Source organism: Paenirhodobacter ferrireducens, from assembly GCF_004022265.1.
GTDB lineage: Bacteria > Pseudomonadota > Alphaproteobacteria > Rhodobacterales > Rhodobacteraceae > Rhodobacter > Rhodobacter ferrireducens.
The window spans coordinates 113,916-134,207 of the sequence record NZ_SAVB01000001.1 but is presented as its reverse complement, the minus strand read 5'-3'; the positions used below and the strand labels follow the sequence as shown (position 1 = coordinate 134,207).

The 20,292-nt window shown below is 69.4% G+C and carries 17 protein-coding genes; 4 read left to right on the top strand and 13 right to left on the bottom strand.

Features of this window, described 5'->3' with window-relative positions; translation table 11 throughout:
* Positions 1-19: 19 nt before the first annotated feature.
* A complete protein-coding gene (locus tag EOW65_RS00655) occupies positions 20-1,804 on the bottom strand; it encodes an ABCB family ABC transporter ATP-binding protein/permease (RefSeq protein ID WP_240664437.1) in 1,785 nt (594 codons plus the stop codon).
* A gap of 190 nt (positions 1,805-1,994) precedes the next feature.
* The gene (locus EOW65_RS00650; RefSeq protein ID WP_128147094.1) at positions 1,995-3,155 is read right to left on the bottom strand and encodes a LysM peptidoglycan-binding domain-containing protein; all 1,161 of its coding nucleotides are present in this window, start codon (positions 3,153-3,155) and stop codon (positions 1,995-1,997) included.
* A gap of 156 nt (positions 3,156-3,311) precedes the next feature.
* Between EOW65_RS00650 and EOW65_RS00645 the strand changes: the two genes are divergently transcribed.
* The gene (locus EOW65_RS00645) at positions 3,312-3,869 is read left to right on the top strand and encodes an LOG family protein (RefSeq protein ID WP_121531280.1); all 558 of its coding nucleotides are present in this window, start codon (positions 3,312-3,314) and stop codon (positions 3,867-3,869) included.
* A gap of 8 nt (positions 3,870-3,877) precedes the next feature.
* Here the strand turns inward: EOW65_RS00645 and rarD are convergent, their stop codons facing one another.
* From rarD to EOW65_RS00595, 10 genes are all read right to left on the bottom strand, one after another.
* On the bottom strand, positions 3,878-4,771 hold the full coding sequence (rarD, locus tag EOW65_RS00640; protein WP_128147093.1) for an EamA family transporter RarD: 894 nt from the start codon (positions 4,769-4,771) through the stop codon (positions 3,878-3,880).
* Between the two features lie 138 nt (positions 4,772-4,909).
* Positions 4,910-5,341 (bottom strand): baeRF12 domain-containing protein, encoded by a 432-nt coding sequence (locus tag EOW65_RS00635; protein WP_128147092.1) that lies wholly within the window; start codon positions 5,339-5,341, stop codon positions 4,910-4,912.
* A gap of 155 nt (positions 5,342-5,496) precedes the next feature.
* Entirely contained in the window at positions 5,497-6,096 is a 600-nt protein-coding gene (locus EOW65_RS00630) for a superoxide dismutase (protein ID WP_128147091.1), read from the bottom strand.
* Positions 6,097-6,320: 224 nt separating this feature from the next.
* Positions 6,321-9,449 carry an efflux RND transporter permease subunit gene (locus tag EOW65_RS00625; protein WP_128147090.1) on the bottom strand — a complete coding sequence of 1,043 codons (3,129 nt, stop codon included), beginning with the start codon at positions 9,447-9,449 and terminating at the stop codon, positions 6,321-6,323.
* Positions 9,446-10,786, bottom strand: a complete 1,341-nt coding sequence (locus EOW65_RS00620) for an efflux RND transporter periplasmic adaptor subunit (RefSeq protein ID WP_164879946.1) — start codon at positions 10,784-10,786, stop codon at positions 9,446-9,448. The genes EOW65_RS00625 and EOW65_RS00620 overlap by 4 nt, the downstream gene beginning before the upstream one ends.
* A 298-nt stretch (positions 10,787-11,084) precedes the next feature.
* Positions 11,085-11,636, bottom strand: coding sequence for a sarcosine oxidase subunit gamma (locus EOW65_RS00615; RefSeq protein ID WP_128147088.1), 552 nt, complete (start codon positions 11,634-11,636; stop codon positions 11,085-11,087).
* Positions 11,629-14,583 carry a sarcosine oxidase subunit alpha family protein gene (locus EOW65_RS00610; RefSeq protein ID WP_128147087.1) on the bottom strand — a complete coding sequence of 985 codons (2,955 nt, stop codon included), beginning with the start codon at positions 14,581-14,583 and terminating at the stop codon, positions 11,629-11,631. The genes EOW65_RS00615 and EOW65_RS00610 overlap by 8 nt, the downstream gene beginning before the upstream one ends.
* Positions 14,583-14,906 (bottom strand): sarcosine oxidase subunit delta, encoded by a 324-nt coding sequence (locus EOW65_RS00605; RefSeq protein WP_128147086.1) that lies wholly within the window; start codon positions 14,904-14,906, stop codon positions 14,583-14,585. The genes EOW65_RS00610 and EOW65_RS00605 overlap by 1 nt, the downstream gene beginning before the upstream one ends.
* Before the next feature lie 84 nt (positions 14,907-14,990).
* Positions 14,991-15,284 (bottom strand): hypothetical protein, encoded by a 294-nt coding sequence (locus EOW65_RS00600; protein ID WP_128147085.1) that lies wholly within the window; start codon positions 15,282-15,284, stop codon positions 14,991-14,993.
* On the bottom strand, positions 15,284-16,528 hold the full coding sequence (locus EOW65_RS00595) for a sarcosine oxidase subunit beta family protein (RefSeq protein WP_128147084.1): 1,245 nt from the start codon (positions 16,526-16,528) through the stop codon (positions 15,284-15,286). The genes EOW65_RS00600 and EOW65_RS00595 overlap by 1 nt, the downstream gene beginning before the upstream one ends.
* A 213-nt stretch (positions 16,529-16,741) precedes the next feature.
* Between EOW65_RS00595 and ccmI the strand changes: the two genes are divergently transcribed.
* Genes ccmI through EOW65_RS00580 form a run of 3 tightly spaced genes read left to right on the top strand, consistent with a single transcriptional unit; the run spans position 16,742 to position 19,012 of the window.
* Complete coding sequence (gene ccmI / locus EOW65_RS00590) at positions 16,742-18,307, top strand: c-type cytochrome biogenesis protein CcmI (protein WP_128147083.1); 1,566 nt, start codon at positions 16,742-16,744, stop codon at positions 18,305-18,307.
* A complete protein-coding gene (ruvX, locus tag EOW65_RS00585; protein ID WP_128147082.1) occupies positions 18,304-18,783 on the top strand; it encodes a Holliday junction resolvase RuvX in 480 nt (159 codons plus the stop codon). The genes ccmI and ruvX overlap by 4 nt, the downstream gene beginning before the upstream one ends.
* Complete coding sequence (locus EOW65_RS00580; RefSeq protein ID WP_394342719.1) at positions 18,713-19,012, top strand: DUF1289 domain-containing protein; 300 nt, start codon at positions 18,713-18,715, stop codon at positions 19,010-19,012. The genes ruvX and EOW65_RS00580 overlap by 71 nt, the downstream gene beginning before the upstream one ends.
* A 100-nt stretch (positions 19,013-19,112) precedes the next feature.
* Here the strand turns inward: EOW65_RS00580 and EOW65_RS00575 are convergent, their stop codons facing one another.
* Positions 19,113-20,291 carry a DegT/DnrJ/EryC1/StrS family aminotransferase gene (locus EOW65_RS00575; protein WP_128147080.1) on the bottom strand — a complete coding sequence of 393 codons (1,179 nt, stop codon included), beginning with the start codon at positions 20,289-20,291 and terminating at the stop codon, positions 19,113-19,115.
* Between the last annotated feature and the right edge of the window lies 1 nt (position 20,292).

The following is a 20,292-nucleotide window of genomic DNA, read 5'->3' as shown; positions in this document are numbered from 1 at the left end:
TGTGATGGGGCCGGCCCGATCAGGCCGCGCTCGCCTCCGTCTCGCCGTCCTCGGCCGACTGGCGCGCCCACATCGCGGCATAGCGCCCGCCATGCGCCAGAAGCGCCTCATGCGTGCCTTCCTCGACGATCTCGCCCTTCTCGAGCACCACGATCCGGTCGGCATCGGCGATGGTCGAGAGCCGGTGCGCGATAGTGATGACGGTGCGGCCCTCGCCCATGGCGTTCAGGCTGTCCTGGATGTCGCGCTCGGTCTGGGTGTCGAGCGCCGAAGTCGCCTCGTCGAGAAGCAGGATCGGCGGGTTCTTCAGCAGCGTGCGGGCGATGCCGACGCGCTGCTTCTCGCCGCCCGACAGCTTCAGCCCGCGCTCGCCCACGGCGGTGTCATAGCCCTCGGGCAGCGACATCACGAAGTCATGGATCTTCGCGGCCTTGGCGGCGGCGACGATCTCGGCCTCGGTGGCATCGGCGCGGCCATAGGCGATGTTGTAACGGATCGTGTCGTTGAACAGCACGGTGTCCTGCGGCACCACGCCGATCGCGTCGTGCAGGCTTTGCTGGGTGACGTCGCGGAGATCCTGCCCGTCGATGCGGATCGCCCCGCCGGTGACGTCATAGAAGCGGAACAGCAGCCGCCCGATCGTCGACTTGCCCGAGCCCGAGGGGCCGACGAGCGCCACGCGCTGCCCCGCCGCCACGGTCAGCGAGATCCCCTTCAGGATCGGCCGGTCCGGGTGATAGGCGAATTTCACCGCATCGAAACAGACCTCGCCGCCGGTGACGGTCAGCGCCGGCGCGCCGGGCTTGTCCTCGATCTCGGCGGGCTGGTGCAGCAGGTCGAACATCTCGCCCATGTCGACGAGCGCCTGACGGATCTCGCGATAGACCGTGCCGAGGAAGCCGAGCGGCATGGTGATCTGGATCATGTAGGCCTGCACCATGACGAAATCGCCGACGGTCAGCTTGCCCGATTTCACCTCGAGCGCCGCCATCACCATCACCGCGACAAGCCCCGCGGTGATGATCAGCGTCTGACCGAAGTTCAGGAAGGCAAGGCTCTGCCCGGTCTTCACCGCGGCCTTCTCATAGCCCGCCATCGAAGCGTCGTAACGCTCCGCCTCGCGGGTCTCGGCGCCGAAATACTTCACCGTCTCGAAGTTCAGCAGGCTGTCGATCGCCTTCTGGTTCGCCGCGGTGTCGGCATCGTTCATCTTGCGCCGGATCGCCACGCGCCATTCGGTCACCTTGAAGGTGAAGGCGACATAGGCCCAGATCGTGACCACCACCACCGCGGCATAGCGCCAGTCGAAGAGCACCGCGAAGAGGATGGTGACGAGGGTGAGTTCGAGGATCAGCGGCCCGACCGAGAACAGCATGAAGCGCAGCAGGAATTCGACGCCCTTCACGCCGCGCTCGATGATCCGGCTCAGCCCGCCGGTCTTGCGGGTGATGTGATAGCGCATCGAGAGCGCGTGGATGTGGCGGAAGGTCTCGAGCGCAAGCTGACGCAACGCCCGCTGCGCCACCCGCACGAAGACCGCGTCGCGCAGCTCGCCAAAGGCCACCGAGCCGAGACGCGCGAGCCCATAGGCCACGGTCAGCGCCACCGCGCCGAGCGGCAGCAACAGCCCCTCGTCGCGCGCGGTGCCGGCAAGGCTGTCGACCGCGCCCTTGTAGAGCACCGGGGTGGCGACCGAGATCACCTTGGCCATCACCAGCAGCACCATCGCGATCAGCACGCGTTTCTTCACCCAGGGGTGGTCGGCGGGCCACAGATAGGGCAGCACCGAGCGCAGCGTGCGCATGTTGCGCGCCCGGTCCTCGGCGCTGAGCTTGCCGGATTGGGTGATCTGGGAGGGCGGCATGGAATCCTCGCTGGCGCGGCGGCGCCTTCTGTCGGTTCGGGTCATCGGAAAAGACGGGCGGAGCATCCCTGCCCGCCCGCGTCCGGACCCTACCTAAGCCGCCGCGCGCCGGAGTCCAGCCCCTTTTGCCTCACTCGGGCAGGGTGAAGACCTGCCCCGGGTAGATCAGATCGGGGTCGCGGATCTGGTCGCGGTTCGCCTCGAAGAGCTTCACGTAAAGATAGGGGTCGCCATAGGTGTCGCGCGCGATCGCCCAGAGCGTGTTGCCCCGCGCGATGGTGACGACGCGCGCCCCGGCCGGGGCACCAGCCCCCGCCCCCGCACCCTTGGCCGAGGCGGCCAGGGTCTCGGGCGCCGTGGCCTCGAAGCTCGTGCCCGCGCGCGCCACCACCTTGCCCGCCGCATCGATCGCGTCGACGCGCAGCTCGTGCGGCCCGGGCGCGGCCTTCGGCAGCTGCATCCGCCAGCCGCCATCGGCGCCGGCCTGCACCAGCCCCGCCTCGGCATTGTCGACATAGGCGCGCAGCACCACACCCGTCGGCGCGCCGCGACCGCTGATCTCGATCGCGCCGCCGGTGCCGAAGGCGAGCGTGTCGATGACGAGCGCCTCCGAGGCACCGGCCAGCACCTCGGCCCCGGCAGCATCGGTGACCAGCGGTTTCGCTGCCAGCGTCTCGGCCGCGGCGACCTGCTCGGCCACCACCTCGGGCGCCGCACCTGCCGCCGTCGCCGCCTGGGCAAGCGCCTCGGGGCTCGGCGCCACGGTCAGGGTCTCGGCCAGATCGCGGGTGACGCCATCGGCGCCGGTGACCTTCACGCTCAGCACCCGCGCCGCGGCCGAGGGCGCGACCGTGGTGGCGAGGAGGACGAAATCGCCATTCGCATCTGCGCTCACGGTGTCGAGCGGCGCACCGTCGAGCAGCACCTCGACCCACGCGCCGGGCGCGGCCTTGCCGGCCAGCGTCAGCCCGCCCTCGGGCGTGACGCGCAGCACGTCGAAGCGCGCGACCTCGGCCGCCTCCGCCGGCTCGGCCGGTGCCGCCGGCTCGGCCGGGGCGGTCGTCTCGCCCGTCACGGCCCCGGTCGCGGCCGCCTCGCCCTGAGCGGGCGCGACGGGTTCGGCCACCCTGGGCGCCGCCGGCTCCGCGCTTTCGGGGGCGGCCCCGGGCACCGGCCCGTTCAGCGCCCACCACCCGGCCAGAACCGCCACGATCGCCACGGCAACCGCCGCCCCGGCCGCCACCCCGCCGAGCCCCGCACGCTTGCCGCCGCCCTCCGCACCATCCGTCATCGCCGTCGTCCTTTTCCCTCTTTCGCCCCGCGGTCTGCGCCGCGGCTTGAGCCCGTTCACTTGAGCCGGTATCACGGCACAAAGCAACTCCCCGCGCGCCCGAACCGCCGGCCGGATGGCCCCCGCTGCCCGCACGGGCCCATCGAAGGATCCGCCATGCCCCTGCCCGTCCATTCCGTCTGCGTCTTCTGCGGTGCCCGCCCCGGCGCCCGCCCGGCCTATGCCGAGGCCGCCCGCGCCACCGGCGCGCTGCTGGCCGCGCGCAACTGGCGCCTTGTCTATGGCGCGGGCGATGTCGGGCTGATGGGCGAGGTCGCGCGCGCCGCGCAGGCCGCCGGCGGCGCCACCTTCGGGGTGATTCCCGCCCATCTCTTCCCGCTCGAGGTGGGCAAGCGCGACCTGACCGCCTTCGTCGTCACCGAGACGATGCACGAGCGCAAGAAGGTGATGTACATGAACTCGGATGCGATCGTCGTGCTGCCGGGTGGCGCGGGCTCGCTCGACGAGTTCTTCGAGGTGCTGACCTGGCGCCAGATCGGGCTGCACACGAAGCCGATCTTCCTGCTCGACACCGAGGGCTACTGGCAGCCGCTGATTGCGCTGGTCGAGAACATCGTGGCCGAGGGCTTTGCCGCGCCGAGCCTGCGCGACTTCGTGGTGACGGTGCCCGATGTCGCGGCGCTCGAGGCTGCACTCGTCACCGCCTTCGGCTGAGGCCGGGCTCAGCGGGCCTGCGCCGCGCCGCGCAGGCTGGCGAAGGAGTAGAGCGCCAGCGCCCCCCAGATCAGCGGGAAGGCGACGAGGTAGGCATGGGTCAGCGGCTCGCCAAAGGCGATGACCGCCACCAGGAATTGCAGCGTCGGATTGAGGTAGAGCATCACCCCCACCGTCGCCAGCCGCACCCGCTGCGCCGCATAGGAGAACAGCATCAGCGGCCCGCCGGTCATCACGCCCGAGAACACGAGCAGCGCGCTCATCGTCCAGTCGCCGCCGAAGCTGCCCGAATGCGGCGCAAAGCCCCAGCCGAAATGCTCGGCGATCAGCAGAGCCAGCGCGAAGGGGGCGAGCAGCACCACCTCGGCACAGACCGAAACTGCCGGCGGCAGGTCGATGCCCTTCTTGATCAGCCCGTAAAGCCCGAAGGTCGCGGCAAGAGTCAGCGCGATCCAGGGCGCCTTGCCCAGCGACCAAGTCAGCCACAGCACCGCGCAGGTGACAATCAGCACCGCAAGCGTCTGCAGCCGCCCCATCCGCTCGCGCAGGAAGATCATGCCAAGCGCCACCGCGACCAGCGGGAAGATGTAATAGCCAAGGCTTGCCTCCATCGCGTGGCCGTTCTGCACCGCCCAGATGAACCCGAACCAGTTAATCGAGATCAGCACCGCCGCAAGCGCCAGCGCCGCTGCCTGTCGCGGATTGCGCAGCGCGGTGACCAGCGCCCCGAGCTGCCCCTGAAAGGCCAGAACCACGGCAAAGAACACCACCGACCACACCGTGCGATGTGCCAGCACCTCGAGCGGCGGCACCGAGGCCAGCAGCTTGTAATAGATGCCCGACAGGCCCCAGATCAGACAGACCGAGATCAGTGCCCAGAACCCCTTGACCGTCTCGCGCATGTCCATCCCCTGCCGTTACGCGCCAGCACTGCACGAAACGGCAAGGAAAGGGAAGACCAGCCGGTCCGGCGCCGCTTCACCGGCCCGTGATCCCGGATGGGGCCCCGGGATCCGGCCCGGCGCCGGGCGCGCGTTCCGTCAGACCGGATCGAGCGCCGCGGCCAGCACCTGCGCCACCTCGGGCAGCGGATGGCCGGTCAGGGTCTTGTCGAGCTCCGCCACGACGCGCTCGGCAAGCGCCTCAGGCAACACGGCGCGCAGCGCAGCCAGCATCCGCGGCGGCGCCACCAGCACGAGCCGCTCGCCGGCATGGGTGCCGAGAAACGCCACGAGATCGCGCGCGAAGCGTTCTTGCCCGACCCGTTCGGGATCGCCCTGCTCGAAGGCGGTGCCATGCCCCGTCGCCCGGTCGCTCTCGCGGCCGGGCTTGTCGGCGAACTCCACCTCCGGGGCCGCCCGGCATTCCGCCACAAGCCGCAGCTCGGGCGTTTTCGTGTCACCGGCATTCTCCAGAAGAAGGGCCCGCGTCTCGTCCGAGACCAGCACCCGCATTCCCTTGGAAAGCAGCATGATATCCTCCTGTCCTCATCCCCCTGCCCCGCAAAGATGGGCCTCGTCATCCCCAATGTCCAGTGCCCCGGACAAAGCGCCGCAGCCCGTCGCCCGGACATGCAAAGGCCCGCCGGAGCGATCCGGCGGGCCCTCGATTCCGGCACGCGCGGCGATTACAGGCGCGAAGCGACGTTTTCCCAGTTCACCAGCTTCTCGAGGAAGTTGGTCAGGTAGGCCGGACGCTTGTTGCGGAAATCGATGTAGTAGGAATGTTCCCACACGTCACAGCCAAGCAGCGCGGTCTGGCCGAAGCACAGCGGGTTCACGCCGTTCTCGGTCTTGGTGACCTTGAGCGACCCGTCGACGTCCTTGACGAGCCAAGCCCAGCCCGAACCGAACTGCGCGGCGCCGGCGGCGGCGAAGTCTTCCTTGAACTTGGCGACCGAGCCGAAGGATTCGACCAGCGCCTTTTCCAGCTCGCCCGGCATCGCCTTGCCGCCCGGGCCCATCATTTCCCAGAACTGGGTGTGGTTCCAGTGCTGCGAGGCGTTGTTGAAGATGCCGTTCTGCGCCACGGCGCCGGCCTGATAGGTGCCCTTGACGATCTCTTCGACCGACTTGCCTTCCCACTCGGTGCCCGCGATGGCCTTGTTGCCGTTGTCGACATAGGCCTTGTGGTGCAGGTCGTGGTGATATTCGAGGGTTTCCTTCGACATGCCCAGATCGGCCAGAGCGTCGTGGGCATAGGGAAGGGCAGGAAGTTCGAAAGCCATGTGTCTCGTCCTCGGTTGCGTTCGATTGGCCCTAATTGAAGGGCGCGAAGCCGCGAGGTCAAGGGCGCATCCGCACAGATCGGGTGCAGCGCGGGCAATGGCCGGGAGAGGGGGCGCTGCCCCCTCTTTCCCTGCGGGAAATTCACCCCCGGGATATCTGGTGCGATTGGAAGACGGCAGGGGGCGGGCACCGGCCGGTGTCCCGCCCCCTGCCCTCATGGCGCTCAGCCCGCCGCGGCGGGCCGCGGAGTTTCCTCGGTCCCGGCCCGGTCGGCGACCGAGAGGCCGAGATCCTCGAGAATGGCGAGAATCGCCGGCGTCACGAACAGCGACAGCAGCGTCGCCGAAGTCAGCCCGAAGGCGAGGCTCGCCACGATCGGGCGCAGGAACTGGGCCTGGGTGCTTTGCTCGAACAGCAGCGGGCCGAGCCCGACGACGGTGGTGAGCGAGGTCAGGAAGATCGCGCGGAAGCGGTCGCGCACCGCCTCGCGCCCGGCCTCGAGCATCGGCATGCCGGCGGCGCGGCGCGCGCCGATGAAGGCGTCGAGCAGGATCGTGTCATTCACCGCGACGCCCGCGAGCGTGGCGAGGCCGACAAGGCTCGGCAGCGAGATCTGCAACCCGAGCGCCATGTGCCCCCAGATCACTCCGACAAGGCCGAGCGGCACCGCGGCGATCACCGCGACCGGGCGGATGAAGCTCGACAGGGTGAAGGCAAGGAGCAGATAGACGCCAACGGCGCCCGCCAGCATGAAGCGCGCGAGCGAGGCGCCGGTGGTCGCGGTGTCCTCCTCCTCGCCCAGCACCACGACCTTCACCCCCGGCCGCTTTTCGGCAAGCCCCGGCAGGTAGTCGGCCCGCATCGCCGCCATCAGCTCGCGCGCATTGGCGATGGCGGGGTCGATCGTGCCCTGCACCGAGACCGCGCGCACCCCGTTCACATGGGTGATGGTGTTGTAACCGCGGGTCTGGGTCACCTCGGCCACCGCCGCAAGCGGCACCAGCGCGCCATTCGCGCCCGGCACGCGCAGCGCCAGCACATCGCCGATGTCGCGCCGCTCGGAGGCCGCAAGGCGGGCCACGATGTCGATCGGGCCGCGGGCATCGGCGAAGGTGACGGCGCTGTCGCCGCGGAAGGCTGAGCGCAGCTCGGTCGCGAGCGCGAGCGGGGTGACGCCCAGAAGCACCGCCGCGGCCGGTTTCATCCGCACCACCAGCTCGGGCTTGCCCGGCTGCAGGTCGAAGGTGACGTCGCGCACCCCGTCGAAGCCGCGGAAGAAGCGGCGCAGCTCGCGCGCGGTGGTGGCAAGCTCGGCCAGATCCTCGCCCTCGACGAGCAGGTCGATCGGCTTGCCGCCGGCGCCGCGCTCCTTGTCGGTGATGCGGAAGGCGGCCATGTCGGGCATCTGGCCGACGCCCTTCTTCCAGCCGTCGAGCACCGCGCCCACCGGCGTGGTGCGGGTGCCCGCGGGCAGCAGCGCGGCGCTGACCGTCGCCATGTTCGGCCCGCTCGACGGGCTGTCGGCATTCACCCCGTAGGTGACGGTGTAGCTTTGCACGAGAGGCTGACCGCCCGGCTGATCGGGGGTCAGATCGGCGTTCAGCGTCTCGAGCGCCTTCACCACCTTCGCAACCCGCGCCTCGGTGCGCGCAAGCGGCGAGCCCTCGGCCAGCAGCAGCCGCGCCTCGACGGTGTCGCTCTCGAGCGTGGGGAAGCTCTGATACTTGATGAAGCCGCCGGTGAAGGGAGCGATGGAAAGCGCCACGAGGAAGATCGCAAGGCCGAGCGTCAGATAGCGGAAGCGCAGCGCCAGCCCCGCAAGCGGCACCACCACCCCGTCGCGCAGCCGGTCGAAGGCGGCGTTCACCGCGCGGCTGACGGCGCCCGGGCGCATGTCGCCCGCCAGCGAATGGCGCATGTGCGCGGGCAGGATCAGGAAGGCCTCGATCAGGCTGACGGTCAGCGTGATCAGCAGCACGATCGGGATGTATTTCAGCAGCGCCCCGATGTTGCCGGACAGGAAGCTGAGCGGGCCGATCACCATCGCGGTGGTCAGGAAGGAGGCGATGACCCCCGGTCCGACCTGTTTCACCCCATTCACCGCAGCCTCGAGCGGCGCCTCGCCCGCCTGCCGCCGGCGCACGATGTTCTCCGAGATCACGATGGCATCGTCCATCAAGAGCCCGGTCGCGACCAGCAGCGCCACCATCGTCATCATGTTGACAGTATAGCCCAGCATCTGCATCGCGAAGATGGCGCCCAGGAAGCTGACCGGCAGGCCCATCGCCACCCAGAACGACATCCGCAGCCCGAAGAAGAGCCACATCGCGACCAGCACAAGCACCAGCCCCTGCACCCCGTTCACCCCGATGATGCGCAGCCGCTCGACGATGTTCGAGGTCGAATCCTGCGAGATCGCAAGGGTGACACCCGCCGGCGCCTCGGCCTTGGCCCGCGCGATCTGGCGATCGAGCGCCGCCTTGACCTTCAGCGCATCCTGAGAGGCGGTCTTCGACACCGCGACGATGGCCGCGCGATGGCCGTTGAACCAGGTCGCCTGCGAGGGATCGGCAAAGCCCGCGCGGATCGTCGCGACATCGCCAAGCCGCACGGTGCCGCCCGAGGCGCTGCTGCGCAACGGGATCCGGGCAAGCTGGGCCGGCGTGCGCTTTTCGCCGAGGAAGCGGATCGCGGTGTCGCCCGCCGCGCCCTCGAGCGTGCCCGCCGGCATATCGAAGCTGTCGCGTGCCAGCGCCGTCGCCACGCCCGCCATGTCGAGCCCGAAGCGTTCGAGCGCGGCGCGGTCGAACTCGACCGCCACCTCGCGGTCGGAAAAGCCCGTGACATCGACCAGCGAGATCGCCGGATCGGCGCGCAGCCGGTCGGCCAAGGTCTGCGCATAGGCGTAGAGCACGGCCGGATCCTCGGGCCCGGTGACGGCGACCGAGGCGACCGAGGCCACGCGCTCGACAATCTGCGTCACCGGGTCCTCGGCCTTGTCGGGAAAGCTGGTGATGCCGTCGACCACATCCTTGATGTCGTTCGAAAAGCGCGTCATGTCCGCGCCCTCGAGGATCTCGGCGGTGATCTGCGCCGCGTTCTCGCGTGCCAGACAGGTCAGCTTGGCGAGGTTCTCGACCTTCATCAGCAGCGGATCGGCAACGGTGCAGATGCCGGTCTCGACCTCGGCGGGTGCCGCGCCCGGATAGGCGATGCGGACCGAGACCTCGGAGGGCGGGGTCGCCGGGAAGGTGTCGCGCTGCAGCATCGGCAGCGCCAGCAGCCCGAGCCCGGCAATTGCCAGCATCAGGATGTTGGCGGCGGTGCGATGGCCGGCAAAGAGGCGGATCATTGGCCGGCCCCCGGGGTCTTGCCGGCGCCACCGCCCTTGCCGCTGCCGGCCCCGCTGCCCATGCCGCTGCCCGGTTTCGCCGCGCCGGGCGACTGACCGAGCGCCTCGGCCGCAATCTCGGCCTTGCGGGTCTCGTCCTCGACCGGCTTCACCGCCATGCCGGGCACGGCAATCGAGGGATCGGTGACGACCAGCCTGTCGCCCGCCGCAAGCCCCTTCGTCACCACCGCGAGGTCACCCGAGACGAAGCCGGTCTCGACCTTGCGCGGCTCGAGCGTGCCCGCCTCCGACACCACCAGCGCGGTGCCGCCCGCCACCGCCTCCGCCGGAACCACGAGGGCCGCGCGCTTCGGCGCGAAAAGCTCGACCTCGACCACCATGTTGCGCCGCAAGGGCGGACGCTCGCCCGCCACGCTCTGCCCCTGCGGATCGTCCACACGCACCACCACCGGCGCGCTTTGCGTCGTGGCGTCGATCGCGTCGCCGACCCGTTCGACCCTGGCCTTCCAGACCACCGCGTGATCGGCCGCGGGCAGCTTTACCCGCGCCCCCAGCCCGGTGACCGTCGCCCCCTCGCCCGCAAGCCGCAGCAAGGGCCCGATCCGGCCGATCGGGAACTGTGCCGAGATGTCGACCGCCTCGACCCCCTCGGCCTCGAGCAGCAGCTGACCGCGGCTGACGTATTGGCCGAGATCGGCGTCGAGCGCCGTCACCCGCAGGGCATAGGGCGCGCGGATCTCGGCGAAGGCGATCGCGCGCTCGAGCGAGCCGCGCTGCGTCGCCAGCACCTCACGCTCGGCCGCGTTCAGCTTCAGCTGGTTCTCGAGGTCGGTGACCTTGGTCTCGGCCACCAGCGCCTGCCGGCGCGAGGTCTCGAGTTCGGCCTGCGTCGCCACGCCCTGGGTGTTCAGCCGCTCCTGCCGCTTCAGGTCCTGCTGCGCGAGCTCGAGATCCTTGCGCGCGAGCCCGAGGCTGATCTCGACGGTCTGGTCCTTCACCCGCGAGGCCGAGACCTGCGCCTCGACATTGGCAAGGTCGAGCTTCAGATCGGTATCGTCGATGCGGAAGAGAAGTGTGTCGGCCGCGACGATGTCGCCTGCTGCCAGCGGCTGCGCGACAGCGGTGATCTCGCCCTCGGCCCGCGCGATGGCGCGCCATTCGCGCACCGGCGCCACCGTGCCATAGCCGCTGATCCGCGGCACGAGATCGGTCGGGGCCAGCGTGATGACCCGCACGAGGGCCGGCGGCCGGTTCGCCGCCACCGGCTCGGGCAGGGTCTTCAGCCGTCCGGCATAGAAGACCGCCGCCACCCCGAGGGCCGCGGGAACCGCCACCATCCCTATCCTTGCGAAAATGCCGCGCTGTCCCGCCATCAGTCCGTCCCGTTGCCACTGTTGTGTGCGGGGACGATGACGCAGGGGAATTTATTCGTCTATACGAATATGTCTGCGGACGGGATTTTTCGGACAGCGAGGAACAGTGCCGTCAGGGCCGACGCATCGAAGCGGGGGCGAGCCGTGGCGTTCAGGGGGCACTGCCCCCGCGCTGACGCGCTCCTCCCGGATTATTTGCGGCAATTGGAAGCGGAACAGAGGCACAGACGGGAGGGGGCGCCAGGACGCTCCCTCCCGGTCGTCAGAAGATCTCGCCGCCGCGACGCGAGGAGACCTCGAGCAGCCCCATCACATAGGTCGCGACCGAGCGGAAGCACACGAGGCTGACCTCATCCGCGCCCGAGCGCCACAGCGCCACCGCCACCTGGGCGGCGCGGGTGCGCCGCATCTCCATCTCCGGCAGGGTCGCGAAGTCGAGCGGGCAGAGCTTCATCATCACCTCGCGGGCCTTCGCCCCCGAGACGGTGAAGCGTGCGCGCATGTCCGAGACATTCACCACCAGCGCGTGGCTGTCGGCAAGCGCAGTGGCGAGCGTGGCGGCCAGCGCCGGCGCCTCGTCATAGCCGCAGACCAGCAGAAGCTCGTCAGGGCTCATCCAGCCCAGCGAGCGGCCGCCGGCCGCCGTGACCTGGCGCAACGCCGGCACGGTCAGGCCGAGCGGGGCGAGCGCCGCGGCAAGCGCCGGGTCGGAAAGGTCGGCCCGGATCGTCACCATGCCGGTGAGCCCCGCCTCGGCCACGGTGGCGAAACCCACGTGGGTCTCGCCCTTCAGCGCGGACATTGCCTCAGACATTGGCCTTCTCCCCTTCCTTGTCGTAGAAGCACGGATCGACGATCTTCACCTTGTGCACCACCCCGCCATCGCCGGGGAAGTCGAGCACCTCGCCCATCCGTTCGGGCCCGTTCACGACCAGCCCCATCGCGATGCCCTTCTTCAGCGTCGGCGACCAGTAGGTCGAGGTCACGCGGCCCTGCGTGTTGCGCTGGCCGTTCGCGTTGTGACCCTCGGCCACGGCATAGACGCCATCGGGCAGCACCGTGCCGTCGATCGTCTCGAGACCGACGAGGCGCCAGCGATCCGGGCGCGCCATCTCGACCCGCGCCTGTGCGCGCTTGCCCAGATAATCGTCCTTCTTCTTCGAGATCGCCCAGCCGAGGTTCAGATCCTGCGGGATCACGGTGCCGTCGGTCTCGTCGCCGATCATGATGAAGCCCTTCTCGGCGCGCATCACATGCAGCGCCTCGGTGCCGTAGGGCATCGCGCCGAACTCGGCACCCGCGGCGTTCAGCGCCTCCCAGAAGGCGAGGCCCATGTTCGCGGGCACCGCGATTTCATAGGAGAGCTCGCCCGAGAAGGAGATCCGGAACACCCGCGCCGGGAAGCCGCCGAGCGTGCCTTCGGCGAGGCTCATGAAGGGCAGCGCCTCTTTCGAGACATCCATGCCGCCGAGCTTTTCGAGCACCATCCGCGCCTTCGGACCGACCACCGCGACCTGCGCATATTGCTCGGTCAGGTTGGCCGTGTAGACCTTCCAGTCCCACCACTCGCACTGCAGCCAGTCTTCCATCCAGGCGTGGATATGCTCGGCCCCGCCCGAGGTGGTGTGGCACAGCCAGCTGTCCTCGCTCAGCCGCACCACGACCCCGTCGTCCATCAGGAAGCCGTTCTCGTTGCACATGATCCCGTAGCGGCACTTGCCGACCGGCAGGGTCGACATCATGCCGGTGTAGAGCATGTCGAGGAAGCGGCCGGCATCGGGCCCCTTCACCACGATCTTGCCCAGCGTCGAGGCATCGAGCAGCCCGACATTGGTGCGGGTGTTGGTGATCTCGCGGTTCACCGCATCGCGGTGGCTTTCGCCCGCGCGCGGGTAGCAATAGGGCCGACGCCACAGGCCCACGGGTTCCCAATGCGCGCCTTTCGCCTCGTGCCAGCCGTGCATCGGGGTGCGGCGCAGCGGCTGGAAGATCTCGCCCTTCGCCTCGGCCGCGACGGCGCCGAAGCTGATCGGGGTGTAGGGCGGGCGGAAGGTGGTGGTGCCGGTCTGCGGGATCGCCTGACCGAGCGCATCCGACAGGATCGCGAGACCGTTGATGTTCGAGAGCTTCCCCTGATCCGAGGCCATGCCGAGCGTGGTATAGCGCTTGGTATGCTCGACCGAGGTATAGCCCTCGCGCGCCGCGAGCTGCACGTCCGAGACCTTCACGTCGTTCTGATAGTCGAGGAAGGCCTTGAACTTGAGCGCTTCCTTCGCCCCCGCGGGCATCACCCAGACCGGCGCGAGCGGCGCCTCGGGCTCGACCTGAGCGGCGAGCCCGGCCTCGGCGCAGAGCGCGTCGAGGGTGAGCGCGCCATTCGCCGCGCCGACCGCCCGGGCCAGCGCCGTGCCGTCGGCCTTGATCGGCGGACGGGTGGCGTCGGGGCGGAACATCGCCCCCGCCTCGTCCCAGATCAGCTTGCCGCCGACATGCGAGAACAGGTGGACCACCGGCGACCAGCCGCCCGACATCGCGACGCAGTCGCAGGCGACGGTCTCGATCACCCCGCCCTCACCCGCCTGGGCGCAGATCTCGACGCCGGTGACGGCCTTGCGGCCGAGCACCTTGGCGATGCCGCGGCCCTCGAGCACACGCACGCCGCGCGCCTTCACCGCCATCGGCAGCGCGCCGGTGACGCTGTCGCGCGCGTCGATCACCACCGGCACGCTGAGCCCGGCATCCAGAACCGCCAGCGCGGTGCGATAGGCGTCGTCGTTGTTGGTCACGATCACCACGCGGTCGCCCGGGCTCACCGCCCAGTTCACCACATAGTCGCGCACCGCCGAGGCCAGCATCACGCCGGGCACGTCGTTGCCGGCAAAGGCGAGCGGGCGTTCGAGCGCCCCGGTCGCGGTGATGACGAGGCCCGCACGGATGCGCCACAGACGGTGACGCGGACGGCCGTCGCCCGGGGTGTGATCGGCCACACGCTGATAGCCGATGACATAGCCGTGGTTGTAGAGCCCCGACACCATGGTGCGAGTGAAAAGCTGGACATTCTCCATCTTTTCAAGTGTTTCGATGGCGTTCCTGACCCATTCGTCGGGGGCCAGCCCGTCGATGATGCCGCCGTCGACCGGCGCACGGCCGCCCCAGAAGGCGGTCTGCTCCATCACCATCACGCGCTTGCCGGCCTTCGCCTCGGCGAGTGCCGCAGCAAGACCCGCCACGCCACCGCCCGCAACCAGAACGTCGCAGAAGGCATAGGTCTGTTCGTAGCGGTCGGGATCGGCCTCCTTCGGCGCGGCGCCAAGGCCAGCAGCCTGACGGATCACCGGCTCGAACAGATGCTTCCACGCCCATTTCGGCGCCATGAAGGTCTTGTAGTAGAAGCCCGCCGGGAAGAGCTTGCCGATCTTGTCGTTGATCTCGCCGATGTCGAAGTCGAGCGAGGGCCAGTGGTTCTGGCTCGACGCCTCGGCGCCCTCGAAAAGCTCTGTGGTGGTGGCGCGCTGATCGGGCTCGAGCCGCGCGTTGCGGCCGAGGTTCACCAGGACGTTCGGCTCCTCGACGCCCGAGGCGACGAGGCCGCGCGGGCGGTGATACTTGAACGACCGGCCGAGCAGCGTCCTGCCCGAGCCGAGCAGCGCCGAGGCGAGCGTGTCGCCCTGGAACCCGCGCAGCGGCGTGCCGTTGAAGGTGAAGTTGAGGGGCTTCGAGCGGTCGAGAAGCCGCCCCCCTTTCGCAAGACGGGTGCTCATTATTTCCAGCCCTCCCAGCCCGGGCGCTTGTTCTTGATGGCGGCGATCAGATCGGCCGGCGGTTCGGTCGTCTGCGCCGGATAGGTGCCGAAGACCTCGAGCGTGTTGGTGTCGCGCGCGGCGAGGAACCACTTGCCACAGCCATAGGCATGGCGCCAGCGCTCGAAATGCACGCCCTTCGGGTTCTTGCGGGTGAACAGATACGCCTCGAACTCGGCGTCCGACGAGCCGGGGCCGAAGCGCTTCAGATGCGCCTCGCCCCCGCCGGTGAGTTCGCTCTCCTCGGCGACAACGCCGCAATAGGGGCAGGTGAATGTCAGCATGTCAGCGGGCCTTCCTGATGGAGAGTGCCAGGGGCGCTGCCCCCGGACCCCCGAGGTATTTCGGGCAAGATGAAAGGGAGGGGGTCAGCATCGGCACACCCATGCGCCGTCGCGCGCGAGCGGCATCTCCTCCGCGCCGGAGGCGACGAAGGCGGCCACGACCTCGGACCAGCCATGCCCGGTTTCCTCGGGCATATCGGGGTAATCGGCGCTCAGATACTCGGCCACATGTGCGGGACCATCGGGCGCAAGGCTGGCCTTGTAGCGCGGATAGTGATCCTGCACCGCGCGCCAGTCGGCGAAGGTGCGCTTCGTCAGCACCATCGCATCCTCGAGAAACACCAGCGTCAGCGCCGGTCCGGAAAGCTGCGCGGACATCAGTGCGCCACCCCGGCCGCGACCGATTCGTCGATGAAGCGGCCTTCGCGGAATCGGTTCAGGCCGAAGCCCTCGGCCAAGGGCGAATGGCCCTTCGCCACCAGTTCCGCCATCGCCCAGCCCGAGCCCGGGATCGCCTTGAAGCCGCCGGTGCCCCAGCCGCAGTCGACGAAGATGCCCTCGACCGGGGCCTTCGAGATGATCGGCGAGTGGTCGCCCGTGATGTCGACGATGCCGCCCCATTGCCGCAGCATCTTGAGGCGCGACACCACCGGATAGGTCTCGACGAGGGCGCGGGTGGTCTCCTCGAGCGTGTACCACGAGCCGCGCTGCGTGAAGTTGTTGCAATGGTCGATGCCGCCGCCCAGCACCAGCTCGCCCTTGTCGGACTGGCTGATGTAGCAATGGACGAGGTTCGCCATGACGACGACGTCGATCACCGGCTTGATCGGTTCGCTGACCCAGGCCTGCAGCGCGACGGATTCGAGCGGCAGCCGGAAGCCCGCCATCTCGGCCAGCACGCCCGAATGGCCGGCGACGACCATCGCGAGCTTGCCGCAGTCGATCGCGCCCTTGGTGGTGTCGATGCCCTGCACCTTGCCGTTCACCGTGCGGATGCCGGTGACCTCGCATTGCTGGATGATGTCCATCCCCATCGCCGAGCAGCCGCGGGCATAGCCCCAGGCGACGGCGTCGTGGCGCGCGGTGCCGCCGCGTTCCTGATAGAGCGCGCCCAGAACCGGATAGCGCGGCCCGTCGAGGTTGATGATCGGCACCAGCTCCTTCACCCGCTCGCGCGAGATCCATTCGGTCTGCACGCCCTGCAGGGCGTTGGCATAGACCGTGCGCTTGTAGCCGCGCATCTCGTGTTCGGACTGCGCCAGCATCAGAAGGCCGCGCGGGCTGAACATGACGTTGTAGTTCAGATCCTGCGACAGGCCCTCGTAAAGCTGCAGCGCCTTCTCGAAGATCGCCGCCGAGGCATCCTGCAGATAGTTCGAGCGGATGATCGTGGTGTTGCGCCCGGTGTTGCCGCCGCCGAGCCAGCCCTTCTCGATCACCGCGACATTGGTGATGCCATGCACCTTGCCGAGGTAATAGGCGGTGGCAAGGCCATGCCCGCCCGCGCCCACGACCACCACGTCATAGCGCTTCTTCGGCTCGGGCGAGCGCCAGGCGCGCTCCCAGCCCGCGTGGTAGCGCAGCGCCTCGCGCGCCACCGCGAACATCGAATACCGTCTCATCGCGTTTCCTTCGCCCGTCGACTGTCCGAAAGCGGCGAGTCACTGCCGCCCTTCCCCACCTTGATGGACCCGCCCCTGTCGCGAAAGCCCCCCTCAAGCGGCATCGCAGGGAAAAAAGCGACATCACCTCCTGCGACACGGCGCCCCCTCACGCGCTTGTCTCTTTCGTGCCCCGGACACATCGCCTAAACGGGGGCGAGGATAGGAGACGCCATGCTGTTCTGGATACTCACCGCCGCCCTCGTGGCGATGATCGCCCTGCTGTTCGGTCTTGCGCTGCTGCGCCGGCATCCGGAGGAGGAGACCTCGACCGCGAGCTATGACGTGCAGGTCTATCGCGACCAGCTCTCCGATCTCGAGAAGGACCGCACCCGCGGCGTGATCTCGCCCGAGGAGGCGGAGCGCACGAAGATCGAGATCTCGCGCCGGATGCTCGAGGCCGACCGGCAGGAACGCGCCGGCAAGGACCTGGGCCGGCGGGCGGGCGAGGCGCCGCGCGGCGCCACCGTCGCCGCCTTCGGCGTGGTGGTGGTGCTTCTGGGCGCGGCCTTCGCGGGCTATGCGGTGCTCGGCGCGCGCGGCTATGGCGACATGCCGATCCGTCAGCGCTTCGCCGAGGCCGACACCTCCTATGCCAGCCGCCCCTCGCAGGACGAGGCCGAGAAGCAGGCGGCGGCAAGCCGTGGCCCGGCCCCCGCGGTCGATCCGAAATTCGCCGAGCTGATGGAAAAGCTGCGTCAGGCCGTGGCCGAGCGGCCGGGCGACCTCGAAGGTCTGACGCTCCTTGCCCGCAACGAAATGGCGATGGGGAACTTCCGCGCCGGCTACGAGGCGCAAAAGCGGCTGATCGCGGCGAAGGGCGATGGCGCGACGGGCGAGGATTACGCCCAGCTCGGCGAGGACATGGTGGTCGCCGCGGGTGGTCTTGTCACCCGCGAGGCCGAGGCGGCCTTTGCCACCGCCCTCGACAAGGAGCCGAAGAACGGGCTCGCGCTCTATTACATCGGGCTGATGATGGGGCAGAACGGCCGGCCCGACCGCGCCTTCCTGCTCTGGGACGGGCTCTTGCGCAACACCCCTGCCGACGCGCCCTGGAACGCGCCGATCCGGGCGAACATCGAGGAGCTCGCCTGGCTTGCCGGCGAACAGAACTATACCCCGCCGGGCACCCGCGGCCCCTCGGCCGCCGACATGGCGAATGCGGCGCAGATGACGCCCGAGGAGCGGATGCAGATGATCCGCGGCATGGTCGAGCAGCTGAACGACCGCCTCGCCTCCGAGGGCGGCCCGGTCGAGGATTGGGCGAAGCTCGTCTCCTCGCTCAGGATGCTGGGCGACACCGGGCGTGCCGATGCGATCGCGACCGAAGCGCGCTCGAAATTCGTCTCCGACAAGGAGGCGCTCGCGAAGATCGACGCAGCGACCCAGGCGCCGGTCGGCGCGGCGATGGGGCCGATGGGCGGCGGCGCCCCGATGGCGGCACCCGGCGCCGGCGCGATGCCGGGGCCGAGCGCCGAGGACGTGCAGAACGCCGCCGAGATGAGCCCCGAGGAGCGCCAGCAGATGATCCGCGGCATGGTCGACGGGCTTGCCGAACGGCTGACCACCGAGGGCGGCTCGGCGCAGGAATGGGCGCGTGCCGTGCGCTCGCTTGCCATGCTCGGCGACAGCGGGCGCGCGAAGGAGATCTACGGCAAGGCGCAGACGGCGCTTGCGGGTGACGCCGCGGCGCTCGCCATGGTGCAGCAGGCGGCCGAAGCCGCGAAGGTGGCGCCGTGATCTGCGACACCATTGAAGAGTTCGCCACCGCCCTGCCCCGCGCCGGCGCCGTCGCCGGGCTCGACCTCGGCACGAAGACGATCGGGGTCGCGGTCTCGGACGGGCTGCGCTCGGTCGCGACGCCGCTGCTGACGATCCGGCGCGAGAAATTCACCCTCGATGCCGAGAAGCTGCTCGAGATCATTACCGGGCGGGCGCTGACCGGCATCGTGCTCGGCCTGCCGCGCAACATGGACGGATCGGAGGGCCCGCGCTGCCAGTCGACCCGCGCCTTCGCGCGCAACCTCGAGAAACTGACGCCGCTGCCGATCAGCTTCTGGGACGAGCGCCTCTCGACCGTCGCGGCCGAACGCGCAATGCTCGAGGCGGATCTGTCGCGGCGCGCGCGCGCCGAGCGCATCGACCATGTCGCCGCGGGCTTCATCCTGCAAGGCGCGCTCGACCGGCTCGGCTATCTCGGCCGCGCCGATGGCTGAGCACGGGGCGATCGAAAGCCCCTGCCGCAAGCTCTGCGCGCTGCACCCCGAGCGGAAAATCTGCACCGGCTGCTTTCGCAGCCTTGCAGAGATCGGCACCTGGGCGCGGATGACGCCCGCGGACCGGCGCCGGGTGATGGCCGAGCTTCCCGCCCGCGCGCGCGCCTCGGACCTCGCGGATCAGGGGGGCGTTGCCCCCCGTCCTGCGGACTCCCCCCGGGATATTTGAGGCAATTGGAAGCGGGAAGGCCCCTGCTTTCATCTTGGCCGAAATACCTCGGGGGTGAGCGGCCATGGCCGCGAGGGGGCAGCGCCCCCTTGCCCCGGTCTCAGCGCGGCACTTCCTGGGCGATGATGCGCGCGATCTGTGCCACATCGGCCTCGCTGAAGGTGAGCGGCAAGCGCAGGTCGAGAAGCGCCGCCACCACCCGGTCGGTGCGCGGCAGGCTCTGCACCGGGGCGTATTTCCAGCTGTCATAGCGCGAGGTGAAGCCCGCGGGCTCGGCCGGGCCGAACCATTTCAGCTCGACCCCGCGCGCGGCGAGCCGCGCGACGAGGGCGGCGATGCGCTCGGGGCCGTGGCCCGGCAGCAGGAACTGGAAGGACGAGCCGACATAGGCCTCGGCCTGCGGACGGGGCACAAGGCGCAGCCCCGCGACGCCCGCAAGCCCCGCCTCCATCACGCGGTAAAGCGCATTCCAGCGCGCCACCCGCTCGGGCAGGGTCGGGATCTGCGGCCGCAGCACCGCGGCGCGCAGATTGTCCATCCGCCCCGAGACATTCGGCGTGTCGTATTTCAGCGCCTCGAAATGCGCGGCGGGCGGCGCGGCGCGGTGGCGCGGGTAGAGCATGTAGCTTCCCGAAAGCAGGATCATCCGCGCCATCAGGTCGGGATCGTCCGAGACGATCAGCCCGCCCTCGCCCGAGTTCATGTGCTTGTAGGTCTGGGTGGAATAGCAGCCGATGGCGCCGTGGCGCCCGGACGGCATCCCCGCCCAGGACGCCCCCATCGTATGGGCGCAATCCTCGATCACCATCAGGTCGTGGGCGCGGGCGATCTCCATCAGCCGGTCCATGTCGCAGATATGGCCGCGCATGTGGCTGAGCATCAAGACCCGCGCCTGATCCGCCTTCGCCGCCAGATCGTCGAGGTCGATCACCAGATCCTCGGTCACCTCGACGAAAACCGGCACCGCGCCAAGCGAGGCGATCGCGCCCGGCACCGGGGCAAGGGTGAAGCCGTTCGTCAGCACCCGATCACCGGGCTTCACCCCCACCGCGCGCAGCGCACAGCCAAGCGCATAGCCGCCCGAGGCGACTGCGAGGCAGTATTTCGACCCGATCGCCGCGGCGAATTCCTCTTCGAGAAGCGCCGCCTCGCCCGCCTCGCCGGGCACGGTGTTGTAGCGATGCAGCCGCCCCGTGCGCAGCACCGCGACCGCGGCCTCGATCGCCGCCTCGGGGATCGGCTCCTGCTGGGTGAAGTTTCCGGTGAAGATCTCGTCCATG

Excerpts from the sequence above, each read along its gene's own strand:
- EOW65_RS00655 (WP_240664437.1), bottom strand. The coding sequence starts at position 1,804 with ATGCGCACGCTGCGCTCGGTGCTGCCCTATCTGTGGCCCGCCGACCAC.
- EOW65_RS00650 (WP_128147094.1), bottom strand. The coding sequence starts at position 3,155 with ATGACGGATGGTGCGGAGGGCGGCGGCAAGCGTGCGGGGCTCGGCGGG.
- EOW65_RS00645 (WP_121531280.1), top strand. The coding sequence starts at position 3,312 with ATGCCCCTGCCCGTCCATTCCGTCTGCGTCTTCTGCGGTGCCCGCCCC.
- rarD (WP_128147093.1), bottom strand. The coding sequence starts at position 4,771 with ATGCGCGAGACGGTCAAGGGGTTCTGGGCACTGATCTCGGTCTGTCTG.
- EOW65_RS00635 (WP_128147092.1), bottom strand. The coding sequence starts at position 5,341 with ATGCTGCTTTCCAAGGGAATGCGGGTGCTGGTCTCGGACGAGACGCGG.
- EOW65_RS00630 (WP_128147091.1), bottom strand. The coding sequence starts at position 6,096 with ATGGCTTTCGAACTTCCTGCCCTTCCCTATGCCCACGACGCTCTGGCC.
- EOW65_RS00625 (WP_128147090.1), bottom strand. The coding sequence starts at position 9,449 with ATGATCCGCCTCTTTGCCGGCCATCGCACCGCCGCCAACATCCTGATG.
- EOW65_RS00620 (WP_164879946.1), bottom strand. The coding sequence starts at position 10,786 with ATGGTGGCGGTTCCCGCGGCCCTCGGGGTGGCGGCGGTCTTCTATGCC.
- EOW65_RS00615 (WP_128147088.1), bottom strand. The coding sequence starts at position 11,636 with ATGTCTGAGGCAATGTCCGCGCTGAAGGGCGAGACCCACGTGGGTTTC.
- EOW65_RS00610 (WP_128147087.1), bottom strand. The coding sequence starts at position 14,583 with ATGAGCACCCGTCTTGCGAAAGGGGGGCGGCTTCTCGACCGCTCGAAG.
- EOW65_RS00605 (WP_128147086.1), bottom strand. The coding sequence starts at position 14,906 with ATGCTGACATTCACCTGCCCCTATTGCGGCGTTGTCGCCGAGGAGAGC.
- EOW65_RS00600 (WP_128147085.1), bottom strand. The coding sequence starts at position 15,284 with ATGTCCGCGCAGCTTTCCGGACCGGCGCTGACGCTGGTGTTTCTCGAG.
- EOW65_RS00595 (WP_128147084.1), bottom strand. The coding sequence starts at position 16,528 with ATGAGACGGTATTCGATGTTCGCGGTGGCGCGCGAGGCGCTGCGCTAC.
- ccmI (WP_128147083.1), top strand. The coding sequence starts at position 16,742 with ATGCTGTTCTGGATACTCACCGCCGCCCTCGTGGCGATGATCGCCCTG.
- EOW65_RS00580 (WP_394342719.1), top strand. The coding sequence starts at position 18,713 with ATGTCGCCGCGGGCTTCATCCTGCAAGGCGCGCTCGACCGGCTCGGCT.
- EOW65_RS00575 (WP_128147080.1), bottom strand. The coding sequence starts at position 20,291 with ATGGACGAGATCTTCACCGGAAACTTCACCCAGCAGGAGCCGATCCCC.